We start from the raw sequence: 12,472 nt of genomic DNA, 5'->3' as shown, positions 1-12,472 counted from the left end.
ACAGGCCCTAGTGGTCGTAGGCGATGAGTGAGCGTTTGCTGGTCAGGCCGGTGGTCCAGTTGTGCCAGATGGCGGCGGCCATGGCCAGCAGGCGTTGGGCGACCCGGGTGAACACTCCTGCCGGTGTGCGTCCGCCGTGGGTTTCGAGGCCAAGCTGGCCTTTGAGGGTCTGGTTGACCGATTCGATGCGCTGGCGAACGCCGCCGAGATCACCGTTGCGGTAGGTCTCGTCGCGGCGGTCGGGGCGCAGCAGCTGCAGGCCCTTCGCTGCGGTCAGTTGCTTGAACTCCTTGCCGGCGAAGCCTTTGTCGGCCAGCAGGGTCTGGCCGTCTCGGATGAGGTGAAGGTTGTTCTCGAGCAGGGCGGCCAGGACTTCGCGTTCACCGAGTTTTGGGTTGGCCAGGCACCACATGACCGGCATCCCGCCACCGGCGCAGACGAGGTAGAGCTTCAGGCCCCAGTACCACCGGGAGTGTGATGCGCAGTAGCCGTAACTGGCCAGCCCGGCCAGGTCGGAGCGCTTGACCGTTTCCCGCGACATCCCGCACGACACCGGGGTCGCGTCGGTGATCCACAGGTCGTCGAACCAGGACGGGCTGCACGCGGCCAGTGTGAGAATCGCTTTGCACAACAAAGGCTGTGATGACTTGAGCCGTTTGTGGTAGCCGGACTGGGTCAGCATGGCCGGGAACATCGCGCGCCACTCGGTGTCGGCGTGGATGTGCCGGATCCAGCGCCGGTGGCTGTCGTAGCGCTGCAGCATCTGAGCCACGGCCATGGTGATCAGCTCACTGTCGGTCAGCTCCGGTCGCCGGCCACGGCCGGTACGGGGCGGGACCACGTGGTCGTCGATCAGCACGTAAAGTGCGGTCAGGAGGGTGTTCAGGTCTTTCGTCACAGTTCGATCTTGGACACCCTCCCCCCATGCCCGCACAGCGGCCTCCTTCACGTGATCTTCACGGAATCAACCATCTAGTGGTCGTTCGCCGGGTGGAGGACATACCGACGGTATGCTACCGTCGAGTCACCTTACCGAGAGTAAGTTGGAGAGGTGTCGCGATGACGCTCACGGCGGAACCGCTGAAGCTGCGGTGCGGAGCGGTCCTGCCGAACCGCCTGGTGAAGTCGGCCTTGAGCGAGCAGCTCGGCGACCGCCGCAACGCCCCGACTCGCGAACTGTTCGAGCTGTACCGGACCTGGGCCCGCGGCGGGGCGGGCGCGTTGGTCACCGGGAACGTCATGGTCGACCCGGCCGCGCTCGGCGAGCCGCGCAACGTCGCCGCGACCGCGGATCCGCGCGGCTTCCGGCACTGGGCGCGCGCGGTCGAGGGCACGGACACCCAGCTGTGGGTGCAGCTGAACCACCCCGGGCGGCAGAGCCCGCGGTACCTTTCGCGCGAACCGGTGGCGCCCTCCGCCGTGCCGTTCGGCAACCGGGGCATCCGGACCGCCTTCGCGCCGCCGCGCGCGTTGACCGGCTCGGAGATCGAAGCGATCATCGAGCGCTTCGCCGTGGCGGCGCGGACTTTCGCCGACGCGGGCTTTCACGGCGTCCAGATCCACGGCGCGCACGGCTACCTCGTGTCCCAGTTTCTTTCGCCGCTGACGAACCTCCGCACGGACGCCTGGGGCGGTGACGCCGTCCGCCGCCGCCGGTTCCTGCTCGAGGTGGTCCGACGGGTGCGCGCGGCCGTCGGGGACGCCGTACCGGTGTCGGTGAAGCTGAACAGCGCGGACTTCCAGCGCGGCGGCTTCACCGAGGAGGAGTCGCTGGAGGTCGTGCGGGAACTCGGCGAAGCCGGCATCGACCTGCTGGAAGTCTCGGGCGGCACCTACGAGAAGGCCGCGATGATGGGCTCCGGACGCGCGAGCAGCCAGGCGCGCGAGGCGTACTTCCTGGAGTACGCGGCGAAAGCGCGGGCAATCTCCGACGTCGCTTTGATGGTCACCGGCGGGTTCACCACCGCGGGCGGGATGGAAGCCGCGTTGCGCTCGGGCGAAGTGGACGTGATCGGGCTGGGCCGGCCGCTGGTCGTCGACCCCGGGCTGCCGGCCCGGCTGCTCGACGGCGAGGACGCCCGCGCGGAGCGGCTCTGCCCGAAGACCGGCATCCGGCTGGCCGACAGCTTGCTGGAGATCCAGTGGCACACGCGGCAGATGCACCGGATCGCGGCCGGCAAGCCGGTCGACCGGCGGGGCGCGCTGCCGACGCTGGTGCGGGCCGGGCTGACCGACGGGCTCAACGCGTTCCGCCGCGTCCGCGGTTAAGCGGCTTCGGCCCGCGCGAACCGGCGGTCGTACAGGAACGCGCCCGCGGCGAGCGCGGTGAAGAAGAGCCCGATGAACACGCAGTTGAGCGTCACCTGGCCGTAGCCGAGCGCGCCCGCGTCGACGAACGGGTACGGGTAGAAGCCGGTGATCGCCCCGCGCGGGAGCGTGAACGCGAGCCAGGCGAGCGGGTACAGCAGCGACCACCAGACCGTGCGCCACGTCAGGGCTCCGCGGGGGCCGGTCAGGAGCCAGCCGAGCACGAACAGGATCGGTGTCACCTTGTGCAGCATCGTGTCCGACACGAGCGAAAGGCCGTGCAGCTCGTACAGGCCGGCCAAGGCGACCTGGTAGACGATGCCGGTCACGATGATGCCGACCAGCGCGTCGAGCCAGAGGACGGTGAACAGCCGGCCGCGGGCCCGGCCCAGCGCGACCAGGGCCGCGGTGATCATGACCAGCAGATTCGAGTCGATCGTGAAGAAGCAGAGCAGGTTCGCGACCTGCCCGTCGGCGTCGGTGGCCGTCGCGACCACCTGGGTGACCAGCCCGGCCAGTGCGACGACGGCGGTGACCGCGAACCAGGCCCGGGTGAGCTTCTCGCTGCGCATCCGCGGAGCTTAACTCCACTGTGGACCGTCGGGGTGGGTGCGCCCCGGTGACGTCCACTTCGGCCGGCGAGCGGGCACCACCGACCTTCGTCAGCCCCCTTCCGTCCGGTCGCCGTGGAGCAGGCCGCGGACCGTGTCGATCGTGTCGGCCTCGGCGGGGTCCTTGTCCGGGCGGTAGCGCACCACCCGGGCGAACCGCAGCGCCAGGCCACCGGGATAGCGCGTGGAAACCTGCGCGCTGTCCAGCTCGATCTCCACCACGATCTCCGGCCGGACGTACACCGTCCAGTCGTCGCGGTGGGTCTCGATCTCCTGGAACGTCCTCGTCTGCCACGCCAGCAGCTCGTCGGTCATGCCCTTGAACGTCTTGCCCACCATGATCGGCGGGCCGCCGTCCGGATCGCGGGCGCCGAGGTGCAGGTTCGACAGCGTGCCGGTGCGCCGGCCGTGGCCCCACTCCGCCGCCAGCACCACCAGGTCGATCGTGTGCACCGGCTTGACCTTCAGCCACGCCCGCCCGCGCCGCCCGGCCGCGTACGGCGACGCCAGGTCCTTGACCATCACCCCTTCGTGGCCGGCTTCCATCGCCGCCTCCAGCACGGCGGCGGCCCCCGCGGTGCCGACCTCGCCGGGGATCACGTGCGCCCCGGCGACCTTGCGCAGCGCCGCGTTGCGCTCCGAGAGCGGCGCGTCCAGCAGGTCGACGCCGTCGAGGTGCAGGCAGTCGAAGAAGTACGGCCGCAGCAGCAGCGCCTTGACCTGTTCCTCGCGGGTGCTGCCGAAGCGGCTCATCGTGTCCTGGAACGGCCGCGGTCGCCCGGCGTCGGTCAGGGCCAGGGTTTCGCCGTCGAGCACCACCGACTCGCACGGCAGCGCCCGCACGAGCTCCACCAGCTCCTGCACGCTCCCGGTGATCTCGCGCAACGTCCTCGTCCAGACGTGCACCTCGTCGCCCTGGCGGTGCACCTGGATCCGCGCACCGTCCATTTTGTACTCGACGATCGCCTCGGCGTGCTCGGCGACGGCTTCGTCGAGCGACTCCGCCGGCGACGCCAGCATCGGCTTGATCGGCGTGCCGAGGGTGAGCCGGAACTCCGCCAGCGCCGCCTGCCCGCCGGTCAGCGCCGCGACTGCGGTGACGCCGAGCTTGCCGGACAGCATGAAGGCCCGCCGCACGTCCTCGGCCGGCACCGCGGCCGCGGCCGCGATGGCGTCGACCATCACGCCCTCCAGTGCGCCCTGCCGCAGCTCGCCGGTGACCAGCCGGAACAGGAACTGCTGCTCGTCCTTCGTCAGCCGGGTGAACAGCGCGCGCAGCACCTCCTGCCGCCGCGTGTTCGACCCGGTGCCCGCCGCCACGCCCGCGGCCGCCGTCAGGGCCGCGTCCACTTCGAGCACCGGGATCACCGGCTCCGGTGCGGGATCGGCGCCCAGCGCGGCCAGGGTGCGCCAGCCCGCACCCAGCCTGTCCTGCGCCGTCTGCCCCGTGAGGTAGGCGACCACCGCGGTCAGCTCGGCGATCTCCGCCGCGCGCAGCACGGCGGCCAGGACGGCGATCTTCGCCTTCCTGGACCTGGTCGCCGCCAGTTCGGCGGACGCGCGGACCAACTCGCTCAGCAGCACCCGGACATCATGACCCGGACCACCGACAATTTCAGATCGGCCGGGTGTTTTCCCTGGTCACCGGCGTCTCGGCGACCCAGCTGGCCAGCAGCCGCAGCCCGCGTTCGCTCTCCGACCCCGGTTCGGCGTGGTAGATCACCAGGCCCTGGTCCGGGTCGTCGGGCAGCCGCAGCGTCTCGTACCGCAGCCGCAGCTCGCCGACCACGGGGTTCGCCAGCACCTTCCACCCCTGGGCCTTCTCCACGACCGCGTGCTCGGCCCAAAGGGCGCGGAATTCGGCGCTGCCCCGGGAAAGCTCGTCGACCAGCCGGGCGAACTCCGGGTCGCCGGGGTGCCTGCCGCCTTCGGCCCGCAGGTTGGCGACGACCTCGCGGGACACCGCGTCCCATTCCGGGTACAGCTCCTTCCCGCGGTCGCCGAGGAACGACAGCTTGGCGATGTTGCGCTCGCCGAGGTTCCCGAAATCGAAGGCGACCGCGCCGCCGAGGGCGTTCCAGGCCAGCACGTCCAGGTACCGGCCGAAGACGAACGCGGGCGCCTGGATGGCGTCCAGCAGCTGCTGCAGCTCGGGCCGGACCCCGCGCGGCGCGGGCTTCTCCCGGCGCTGCGGTGCGGCGAGGTTGCGCAGGTAGGCGTGCTCGCCGTCGGTGAGGCGCAGGGCACGGGCCAGCGCGTCGAGGATCGCGTCCGAGACGTTCTTCGCCCGGCCCTGCTCCAGCCGCGTGTAGTAGTCGACGCTGATGCCGGCCAGCTGGGCCAGCTCCTCCCGGCGCAGGCCCTTGACCCGCCGGTGCGTGACCCCGGCGGGCAGGCCCAGGTCGGTGGGATCGAGGGCGGCCCGGCGCGCCTTCAGGAAGGCCCCGAGCTCGGCGGCGTCACTCATCACCGGCCGCCGCGGGCCATGCGCAGCACGTCGAGCGCCTCGTCGAGCTGCTCCTCCGTGAGCTTCCCGTCGCGGACGTACCCGCGCTCGATGACGACTTCGCGAATCGTCTTGAGCTCCTTCAACGCCTGCTTCGCGACCGCGGCCGCTTCTTCGTAGCCGATGTACTTGTTCAACGGCGTCACGATCGACGGCGACCCCTCGGCGTAGGTCCGCGTCCGTTCGGTGTTCACCGTGATGCCCGCGAACACCTTGTCCGCCAGCAGCCGCGAAACCGCCGCGATCAACCGCGCCGACTCCAGGACGTTCCGGGCGATCACCGGCAGGTTCACGTTCAGCTGGAAGTTGCCCGCCGCGCCCGCGAAAGCGACCGCCGCGTCGTTGCCGATCACCTGCGCGACCACCTGCAGCGTCGCCTCCGGGATCACCGGGTTCACCTTGCCCGGCATGATCGACGAGCCCGGCTGCAGGTCCGGCAGCGCCAGCTCGGCCAGGCCGGTGCGCGGGCCGGAACCCAGCCACCGCAGGTCGTTGGCGATCTTGTTCAGCGACACCGCGACCGTGCGCAGGTGCCCGGACGTCTCGACGACGCTGTCCTGCGTCGCCTGCGCCTCGAAGTGGTCGCGGGCCTCGGTCAGCGGCAGCCCGGTCACCGTGGCGAGTTCCGCGGCCACCGACGAGCCGAAGCCGTCCGGCGCGTTGAGCCCCGACCCGACGGCCGTGCCGCCGATCGGCAGCTCGCCCAGCCGCGGCAGGCCGGACTTCAGCCGTTCGACGCCGAAGCGGACCTGCGACGCCCACGCGCCGGCCTCCTGGCCGAGCGTGATCGGCACCGCGTCCATCAGGTGCGTGCGGCCGGACTTCACCACGTCGGCCCACTCGGCGGCGCGGACCTCGATCGCGCCGGCCAGGTACTCCAGCGCCGGGATGACGTCCTTGAGCACGGCTTCGGTCGCGGCGACGTGGATGGTCGTCGGGAAGGTGTCGTTCGACGACTGCGAAGCGTTGACGTGGTCGTTCGGGTGGACGTCCCGGCCGAGGGCCCGCGAAGCCAGCGTCGCGATGACTTCGTTGGCGTTCATGTTCGACGACGTCCCGGACCCGGTCTGGAAGACGTCGATCGGGAAGTGCGCGTCGTGCTTGCCGTCGGCGACCTCGTCGGCGGCGGCCGCGATGGCCTCCGCGACGTCGGCGTCGAGCACGCCCAGCTTGTGGTTCACGCGCGCGGCGGCGGCCTTGAGCAGGCCGAGCGCGCGGATCTGGGCGCGCTCCAGGCCCCGGCCGGAGATGGGGAAGTTCTCCACGGCCCGCTGGGTCTGCGCGCGGTAGAGCGCGTCGGCAGGCACGCGGACCTCGCCCATGGTGTCGTGTTCGATCCGGTATTCCTGATCAGCCATGCCCCCGATTCTGGCCCTCTTCGCGCCGGCCCGCGTGGTGGCGTCGCCCACCCTGGACCGCCCGCGACGCTAGGATCGGATGTGTTCTCGATCACTGCCATCCACCACTGGCTGGAGCGAGCATGACTGACGTTGCCGGGGATCCGTACGACCTCGTGATCATCGGAGCGGGCCCGACGGGCCTGTTCGCCGCCTACTACGCCGGGTTCCGCGGCCTCTCGACGGCGGTGGTCGACTCGCTGCCCGAGCCCGGCGGCCAGGTGACCGCGATGTACCCGGAGAAGATGATCTACGACGTCGGCGGGTTCGCCGAGGTCCGCGGCCGAGACCTGGTCGAGGGCCTGGTGAAGCAGGCCGCCCCGTTCAAGCCGAAGTACCTGCTGGGGCGCAAGGCCGAGAAGCTGGCGCCGGCCGCGGACGGCCTCGAGCTGACCCTCGACGGCGGCGAGACGCTGCGCGCCCGCGCGGTGCTGATCACCGCCGGCATCGGCGAGTTCACCCCGCGCCCGCTGCCGGCCGGCGACGGCTGGCTCGGCCGCGGCATGGTCCACTTCGTGCCGTCCCTGCAGGCACACGCGGGGCAGCACGTCGTGGTCGTCGGCGGCGGCGACTCGGCGTTCGACTGGATCCTCGCGCTGCACCCGGTCGCGGCGAGCGTGACGCTGGTGCACCGGCGCGCGAAGTTCCGCGCCGCCGAGTCGATCGTCCGGCAGGCGCGCGAGCTCGGCACCCGGATCATCACCGACGCCGAGGTCACGCGGTTCGTCGAAGCGCCGGACGGCACGCTCGAAGCCGTCGACGTCTCGATCAAGGGCGCGGGCGAGGAACGGCTGCCGGCCAACGCCGTCGTCGCGGCGCTGGGGTTCACCGCCGACCTCGGCCCGATCGAAAGCTGGGGCCTGGAGATCAGCCACCGCGCCATCGCCGTCGACTCGACGATGGCGACCGCGCGCGAACGCGTCTACGCCGCGGGCGACGTCGCCGCGTACCCGGGGAAGGTGAAGCTGATCGCGACCGGTTTCGGCGAGGCCGCGACGGCCGTCAACAACATCGCCGTCGCGCTCGACCCGGAGGCCCACTTGTTCCCGGGCCACTCCAGCAACGCCGAGTGACTCAGGCCTTCGTCTTCTCCGCGATCCACGGCGCGTAGGCGACCACGGAGGTGTAGATCGACGGCGCCGTCGCGCATTCCGGCTCGTTGTTGCCCGGACGGCTGGTGACACCGACGAGCAGCCAGCGCTCGCCGTCGCGCACGATCTGCGGACCGCCGGAGTCGCCGAAGCAGGCGCCGGCTTTGCCACCGGGGTTGTCGGTGCACAGCTCGGCCGTGCCGTCGAACCCCGAGCTGCACTTCGAGCCTTCGACGATCTTCGTGTCGAGCTGCTGCAACGCCGTCGGCAGCCCGCCGCAGTTCAGCTTCGGGCAGGTCTGGCCCCAGCCGACGATCCGGGTCGCGGTGCCCGGCGACGCGGCCGTCGCGAGCCCGATCGGGGCCGCCGTGACCGGCGCCGTCAGCCGCAGCAGCGCGATGTCGCCGGCCGGGCTCTGGGTGTTGAACGCCGGGTTCACGACGATCCCGGCGATCTGGGCGACCTCGCCGCCCTGACCCACGTCGTTCGTGCCCGTCCGCGGCGAGATGTCGGCGGGGGCCTTGCCGTACGCGCAGTGCGCGGCGGTGACCACCCAGGTCGGCGCGATCAGCGCGCCCGCGCAGAAGAGCTTGCCCGATGCGGTGTGCAGCGACACCGTGAACGGGTACGGCTGGTCCGCGACGACGCCCCCGACGATCGCGGGGGCGGCCGCGGCGGTGCCCGGGACCAGTACCGACAGCAGGGCCAGCAGAACCAGCACTCGCCTGGTCACGGAACTCCTTACGGCAGCGGGGGCACGACGTCGTCGTCGGGCGCGTCCAGGTGGCCGTCGAAGTTGACCGAGGAGTACGCCCGCAGCTTGTTCAGCCGGTGGTAGCCGTCGATCATTCTGACGGTCCCGGACTTGGACCGCATCACGATGGACTGCGTGGTCGCCCCGCCTTCGCGGTAGTGGACGCCGCGCAGCAGGTCGCCGTCGGTGACGCCGGTGGCGCAGAAGAAGACGTTGTCGCCGCGCACGAGGTCGTCGTTGAGCAGGATCCGGTCGAGGTCGTGGCCGGCGGCGAGGGCCTTCTCGCGCTCGGCGTCGTCCTTCGGCCACAGCCGGCCCTGCAGCTCGCCGCCGAGGCACTTCATCGCGCAGGCCGCGATGATGCCTTCGGGGGTGCCGCCGATGCCGATCAGCATGTCGACGCCGGTGGTCGGGCGGGCCGCGGCGATCGCGCCCGCGACGTCGCCGTCGGAGATGAACCGGATCCGCGCGCCGGCGTCGCGGATCTCCTTGATGATCTGCTCGTGCCGCGGGCGGTCCAGGACGCACACGGTGACGTCGCTGACGCTGCTGTGCTTGGCCTTGGCGACGCGGCGGATGTTCTCCGCGATCGGCGCGCCGAGTTCGACCTTGCCCGCCGCGTCCGGCCCGACGGCCAGCTTTTCCATGTAGAACACCGCGGACGGGTCGAACATTGCGCCGCGTTCGGCGACCGCGAGCACGGCGAGGGCGTTCGGCATGCCCTTGGCCATCAGCGTGGTGCCGTCGACCGGGTCGACCGCGACGTCGCAGTCCGGTCCGTCGCCGTTGCCGACCTCTTCGCCGTTGAACAGCATGGGCGCTTCGTCCTTCTCGCCCTCGCCGATCACCACGACCCCGCGCATCGACACCGTCGAGACGAGCTGGCGCATCGCGTCGACAGCCGCGCCGTCCCCGCCGATCTTGTCGCCGCGGCCGACCCAGCGGCCGGCCGCCATCGCGGCGGCTTCGGTGACCCGGACCAGCTCCATCGCGAGGTTGCGGTCGGGCGCTTCACGACGACTGTCTGCGGCGGGCATCTGTGCCTCCCGGATCGTGGAACTGGCGGGTAGCCAGTCTGTCAGATACCGGCCGTGTTTCCAGATACCGACGGCATGGCCTACCTCACTGCTCGGAGTCGTCCTCCACGGACGCCAATGCAGCCTCGATTCGCTCGCGGGCACCTTCGAGATGGCGCTCACAGACCTTCGCGAGCTTCTCGCCCTTCTCCCACAACGCGAGCGACTGCTCGAGGGACAGCCCACCCGCCTCGAGCTCGCGGACGACCTCGACGAGCCGGTCGCGAGCCTGCTCGTAGCCGAGTTCCTCGCCGGTTGTTTCACTCACGCTCGGTGTTCTCCGACCTTCCGGGCTTGCACGCTGTTCGCGCACACTACCGCGCTGGCCATGGCGTGGTCGTACCCGACGAACGCCAGCGCGAACTCCTGCCCGTCACCGTCCGCGATCGCCTCTTCGAGGTTCTCCTGCGCGCCCGCCACCCGCTTCCGGTGCCCCGCGCCCTCGGCGAACCACCACCGCGAGCCGACCTGCATCGACGTCGCCTCGGACAGCCGCCGCAGCTGCGGCCCGAGGTCGCGGCGGGCGGCGGTGCCGCAGCCGGCCAGCAGGGCCGTCCAGCACTCGGCGGCCGCCCGGTCGGTGCGGACCGCCTGGTCCAGCAGCGGACGCGCGCCCAGCCTGCGGGCGGCGTCCACGGTGAGCGGGAGGAACGTCACCTTCACTCCTGCTCTCCTTCCGCCACCGCCTTGATCGCGCCGTCGCCCACGCGCACGCGCAGCTGGGCACCGGCCTCGACTTCGGAGACGGAGCGGAGTACCTGGAGGTTGCCTTCGGAATCGACGAACTGCACGACCGCGTACCCGCGGGCCAGCGTCGCCGCCGGGCCGAGCGCGGTGAGCCGGGCTCGCGCGCTCGCGATCTCGGCCTGGTCCTTGGCCAGCAGCGTCAGCATGGCGCGGCGGGCGCGTTCGCGGTGGACGTCGACGTCGTCCTGCCGGCGCTCGACCGGGCCCAGCGGGTCGGCCAGCGACGGGCGGCTGCGGATCTGGTTGAGCAGCCGCGCCTGCGTGTCGACCCAGCCGTGCAGCGCGCGGCGCCCGCGGTCGCGCATCTGGCGGACCCGCTCGGTCTCCTCGCGGAGGTCGGGCACGATCCGCTTGCCGGCGTCGGTCGGCGTCGAACAGCGCAGGTCGGCGACGTAGTCGAGCAGCGGGGTGTCGGGCTCGTGCCCGATGGCGCTGACCACCGGCGTGCCCGCGGCCGACACCGCGCGGCAGAGCGCTTCGTCGGAGAACGGCAGCAGGTCCTCGACGCTGCCGCCGCCGCGGGCGATGACGATGACGTCGATCTCGGGGTCGGCGTCGAAGATCCGCAGCGCGCGCATGACCTGCGGGACGGCCTGCGAGCCCTGCACGGCCGTGTTGAGCACCTTGATCCGGACGTGCGGCCACCGCCCCTGCGCGTTGGCCAGGACGTCCCGCTCGGCCGCCGACGCGCGGCCGGTGATCAGGCCGACGCCTTTCGGCAGGAACGGGATCGGCCGTTTGCGCTGCGCCGAGAAGAGCCCTTCGGCGGTCAGGAGCTTCTTGAGCCGTTCGATCCGGGCCAGCAGCTCACCGATGCCGACGGCGCGGATCTGGTCGGCGCGCAGGCTGATCGTGCCGCGGCCGAAGAAGTACGACGGCTTGGCGTGCACGACGACGCTCGCGCCCTCCCGCAGCGGCGGCTCCATTTCGCGGATCAGCCAGTTCGGGCAGGTCACGGACATCGAGACGTCCGCCGAAGGGTCGCGCAGGGTCAGGAACGCGGTCTGGGTGTTGGGCCGGGAGTTCACCTGGGTGACCTGACCCTCGACCCAGACCGCGCCGAGCCGGTGGATCCAGTCGCCGATCTTGCGCGCGACGGTCCGGACCGGCCACGGCGCTTCCGCGGTGCTCGCGGGAGCCTGTGCGGACTCGGTGCTCACCGGTCTTCCGCGCCGTCTTCCTTGTCCTGCTCCGTCTTGCGGGCGTTGGCGATCCGGCGGGACAGCATGCCGGTGAACGACGAGCGGTCGGCGTGGGCGCGCTCGTACTCGAGGATCGTCTCGAGCTGCTCGATCGACAGCTGGCGCAGCCGGGCCCGCAGCTGCGGGAGGGTGAGCTGGTCGTAGCCGGTCAGCCCGGCCGGACCCTCGTACCCCGCGGCGCTGGTCCGCGGCGTCTCGTTCTTGGTCTTCTTGTCGACCTTGGGCGTGCCCGGCTTCGGCTTCTTCGGCGGCTCGTCCTCGCTGTCGTTCTCACCGTCGGCGTGGTCCTCGGCGAGCGCGCGCTCTTCGTCGGCCCACGGATCGCCGAGTTCGGCTTCGAGCTCGGCCGCCGACGGCACGCGGCCGTTGATCTCCGAACGCGGCTCGGGCACGTCGGCGAACTTCGGCCGGGCCGGCGGGACGTCACCCAGTTCGGCGTCCTCGTCGAAGGTCGCCCAGCTCGGCGTGTCCTCGATCGGGCGCAGGCTGGACAGGGCGCTGTCGCCCTTGATCGCCAGCTCGGTGACGTGCTGCTGGACCCGCATGGAGGCCTGCAGCACCTGGCTGACCACGGTGACCGGGAGCCCGGCCAGCTGCCGGGGAAGTTCGCGAACCCGCTCGGCGGTGGAGACGGCGAGGCCCGCGGCGACCCGGAGGGGGAGCGGGAATGGCTTCATGGGGTCCAGCCTGCCGCATGACGGCCGCTCCTGCCCAACCGGACGGGCGCAGTGCGTGACGGGCGGCACAGCCCGGGAGAGGGACGAAGCTCACCCGAAAGGGA

General features: G+C 71.5%; 13 protein-coding genes. 2 read left to right on the top strand and 11 right to left on the bottom strand.

Annotated features, from left to right (window positions below; genetic code table 11):
- Positions 1-7: 7 nt before the first annotated feature.
- Entirely contained in the window at positions 8-898 is an 891-nt protein-coding gene (locus ACFPLC_RS06585; RefSeq protein ID WP_378189049.1) for an IS982 family transposase, read from the bottom strand.
- Positions 899-1,059: 161 nt separating this feature from the next.
- Between ACFPLC_RS06585 and ACFPLC_RS06580 the strand changes: the two genes are divergently transcribed.
- Positions 1,060-2,268 (top strand): NADH:flavin oxidoreductase/NADH oxidase family protein, encoded by a 1,209-nt coding sequence (locus tag ACFPLC_RS06580; protein WP_378189048.1) that lies wholly within the window; start codon positions 1,060-1,062, stop codon positions 2,266-2,268.
- Here the strand turns inward: ACFPLC_RS06580 and ACFPLC_RS06575 are convergent.
- The 4 genes from ACFPLC_RS06575 to ACFPLC_RS06560 all read right to left on the bottom strand — a co-directional run bounded on the left by ACFPLC_RS06575 (position 2,265) and on the right by ACFPLC_RS06560 (position 6,782).
- Complete coding sequence (locus ACFPLC_RS06575) at positions 2,265-2,879, bottom strand: Pr6Pr family membrane protein (protein ID WP_378189047.1); 615 nt, start codon at positions 2,877-2,879, stop codon at positions 2,265-2,267. The two genes, ACFPLC_RS06580 and ACFPLC_RS06575, sit on opposite strands and share 4 nt — an antisense overlap.
- Before the next feature lie 90 nt (positions 2,880-2,969).
- The gene (locus ACFPLC_RS06570) at positions 2,970-4,502 is read right to left on the bottom strand and encodes an ATP-dependent DNA ligase (protein WP_378189046.1); all 1,533 of its coding nucleotides are present in this window, start codon (positions 4,500-4,502) and stop codon (positions 2,970-2,972) included.
- Between the two features lie 31 nt (positions 4,503-4,533).
- On the bottom strand, positions 4,534-5,385 hold the full coding sequence (locus ACFPLC_RS06565; RefSeq protein ID WP_378189045.1) for a helix-turn-helix transcriptional regulator: 852 nt from the start codon (positions 5,383-5,385) through the stop codon (positions 4,534-4,536).
- Positions 5,385-6,782 (bottom strand): class II fumarate hydratase, encoded by a 1,398-nt coding sequence (locus tag ACFPLC_RS06560; protein WP_378189044.1) that lies wholly within the window; start codon positions 6,780-6,782, stop codon positions 5,385-5,387. The genes ACFPLC_RS06565 and ACFPLC_RS06560 overlap by 1 nt, the downstream gene beginning before the upstream one ends.
- Before the next feature lie 122 nt (positions 6,783-6,904).
- Here ACFPLC_RS06560 and ACFPLC_RS06555 point away from each other — a divergent pair, with 122 nt between their 5' ends.
- The gene (locus ACFPLC_RS06555) at positions 6,905-7,894 is read left to right on the top strand and encodes an NAD(P)/FAD-dependent oxidoreductase (RefSeq protein WP_378189043.1); all 990 of its coding nucleotides are present in this window, start codon (positions 6,905-6,907) and stop codon (positions 7,892-7,894) included.
- A 1-nt stretch (position 7,895) separates the two neighbouring features.
- Here the strand turns inward: ACFPLC_RS06555 and ACFPLC_RS06550 are convergent, their stop codons facing one another.
- The 6 genes from ACFPLC_RS06550 to ACFPLC_RS06525 all read right to left on the bottom strand — a co-directional run bounded on the left by ACFPLC_RS06550 (position 7,896) and on the right by ACFPLC_RS06525 (position 12,368).
- The gene (locus ACFPLC_RS06550) at positions 7,896-8,645 is read right to left on the bottom strand and encodes a S1 family peptidase (protein WP_378189042.1); all 750 of its coding nucleotides are present in this window, start codon (positions 8,643-8,645) and stop codon (positions 7,896-7,898) included.
- An 8-nt stretch (positions 8,646-8,653) separates the two neighbouring features.
- Positions 8,654-9,703, bottom strand: a complete 1,050-nt coding sequence (gene glpX, locus ACFPLC_RS06545; protein ID WP_191314871.1) for a class II fructose-bisphosphatase — start codon at positions 9,701-9,703, stop codon at positions 8,654-8,656.
- 85 nt (positions 9,704-9,788) lie between these two features.
- Positions 9,789-10,010, bottom strand: coding sequence for an exodeoxyribonuclease VII small subunit (locus ACFPLC_RS06540; protein WP_043786198.1), 222 nt, complete (start codon positions 10,008-10,010; stop codon positions 9,789-9,791).
- Entirely contained in the window at positions 10,007-10,405 is a 399-nt protein-coding gene (locus ACFPLC_RS06535) for a hypothetical protein (protein WP_176174957.1), read from the bottom strand. The genes ACFPLC_RS06540 and ACFPLC_RS06535 overlap by 4 nt, the downstream gene beginning before the upstream one ends.
- On the bottom strand, positions 10,402-11,649 hold the full coding sequence (xseA, locus tag ACFPLC_RS06530; protein WP_378189040.1) for an exodeoxyribonuclease VII large subunit: 1,248 nt from the start codon (positions 11,647-11,649) through the stop codon (positions 10,402-10,404). Before xseA ends, ACFPLC_RS06535 begins: the two co-directional genes overlap by 4 nt.
- Positions 11,646-12,368 carry a lipid droplet-associated protein gene (locus ACFPLC_RS06525; protein WP_378189038.1) on the bottom strand — a complete coding sequence of 241 codons (723 nt, stop codon included), beginning with the start codon at positions 12,366-12,368 and terminating at the stop codon, positions 11,646-11,648. Before ACFPLC_RS06525 ends, xseA begins: the two co-directional genes overlap by 4 nt.
- Positions 12,369-12,472 lie beyond the last annotated feature (104 nt).

Source organism: Amycolatopsis plumensis, from assembly GCF_042652605.1.
In the GTDB taxonomy this organism is placed as follows: domain Bacteria; phylum Actinomycetota; class Actinomycetes; order Mycobacteriales; family Pseudonocardiaceae; genus Amycolatopsis; species Amycolatopsis plumensis.
Note: the sequence above shows the minus strand (reverse complement) of the source record. Positions and strands in the feature narration are given on the sequence as shown.

Bases quoted from the DNA above. Each gene is read 5' to 3' on its own strand.
- ACFPLC_RS06575 (WP_378189047.1), bottom strand. From the start codon at position 2,879: ATGCGCAGCGAGAAGCTCACCCGGGCCTGGTTCGCGGTCACCGCCGTC.
- ACFPLC_RS06560 (WP_378189044.1), bottom strand. From the start codon at position 6,782: ATGGCTGATCAGGAATACCGGATCGAACACGACACCATGGGCGAGGTC.
- ACFPLC_RS06525 (WP_378189038.1), bottom strand. From the start codon at position 12,368: ATGAAGCCATTCCCGCTCCCCCTCCGGGTCGCCGCGGGCCTCGCCGTC.
- ACFPLC_RS06580 (WP_378189048.1), top strand. From the start codon at position 1,060: ATGACGCTCACGGCGGAACCGCTGAAGCTGCGGTGCGGAGCGGTCCTG.
- ACFPLC_RS06555 (WP_378189043.1), top strand. From the start codon at position 6,905: ATGACTGACGTTGCCGGGGATCCGTACGACCTCGTGATCATCGGAGCG.
- glpX (WP_191314871.1), bottom strand. From the start codon at position 9,703: ATGCCCGCCGCAGACAGTCGTCGTGAAGCGCCCGACCGCAACCTCGCG.
- ACFPLC_RS06565 (WP_378189045.1), bottom strand. From the start codon at position 5,385: ATGAGTGACGCCGCCGAGCTCGGGGCCTTCCTGAAGGCGCGCCGGGCC.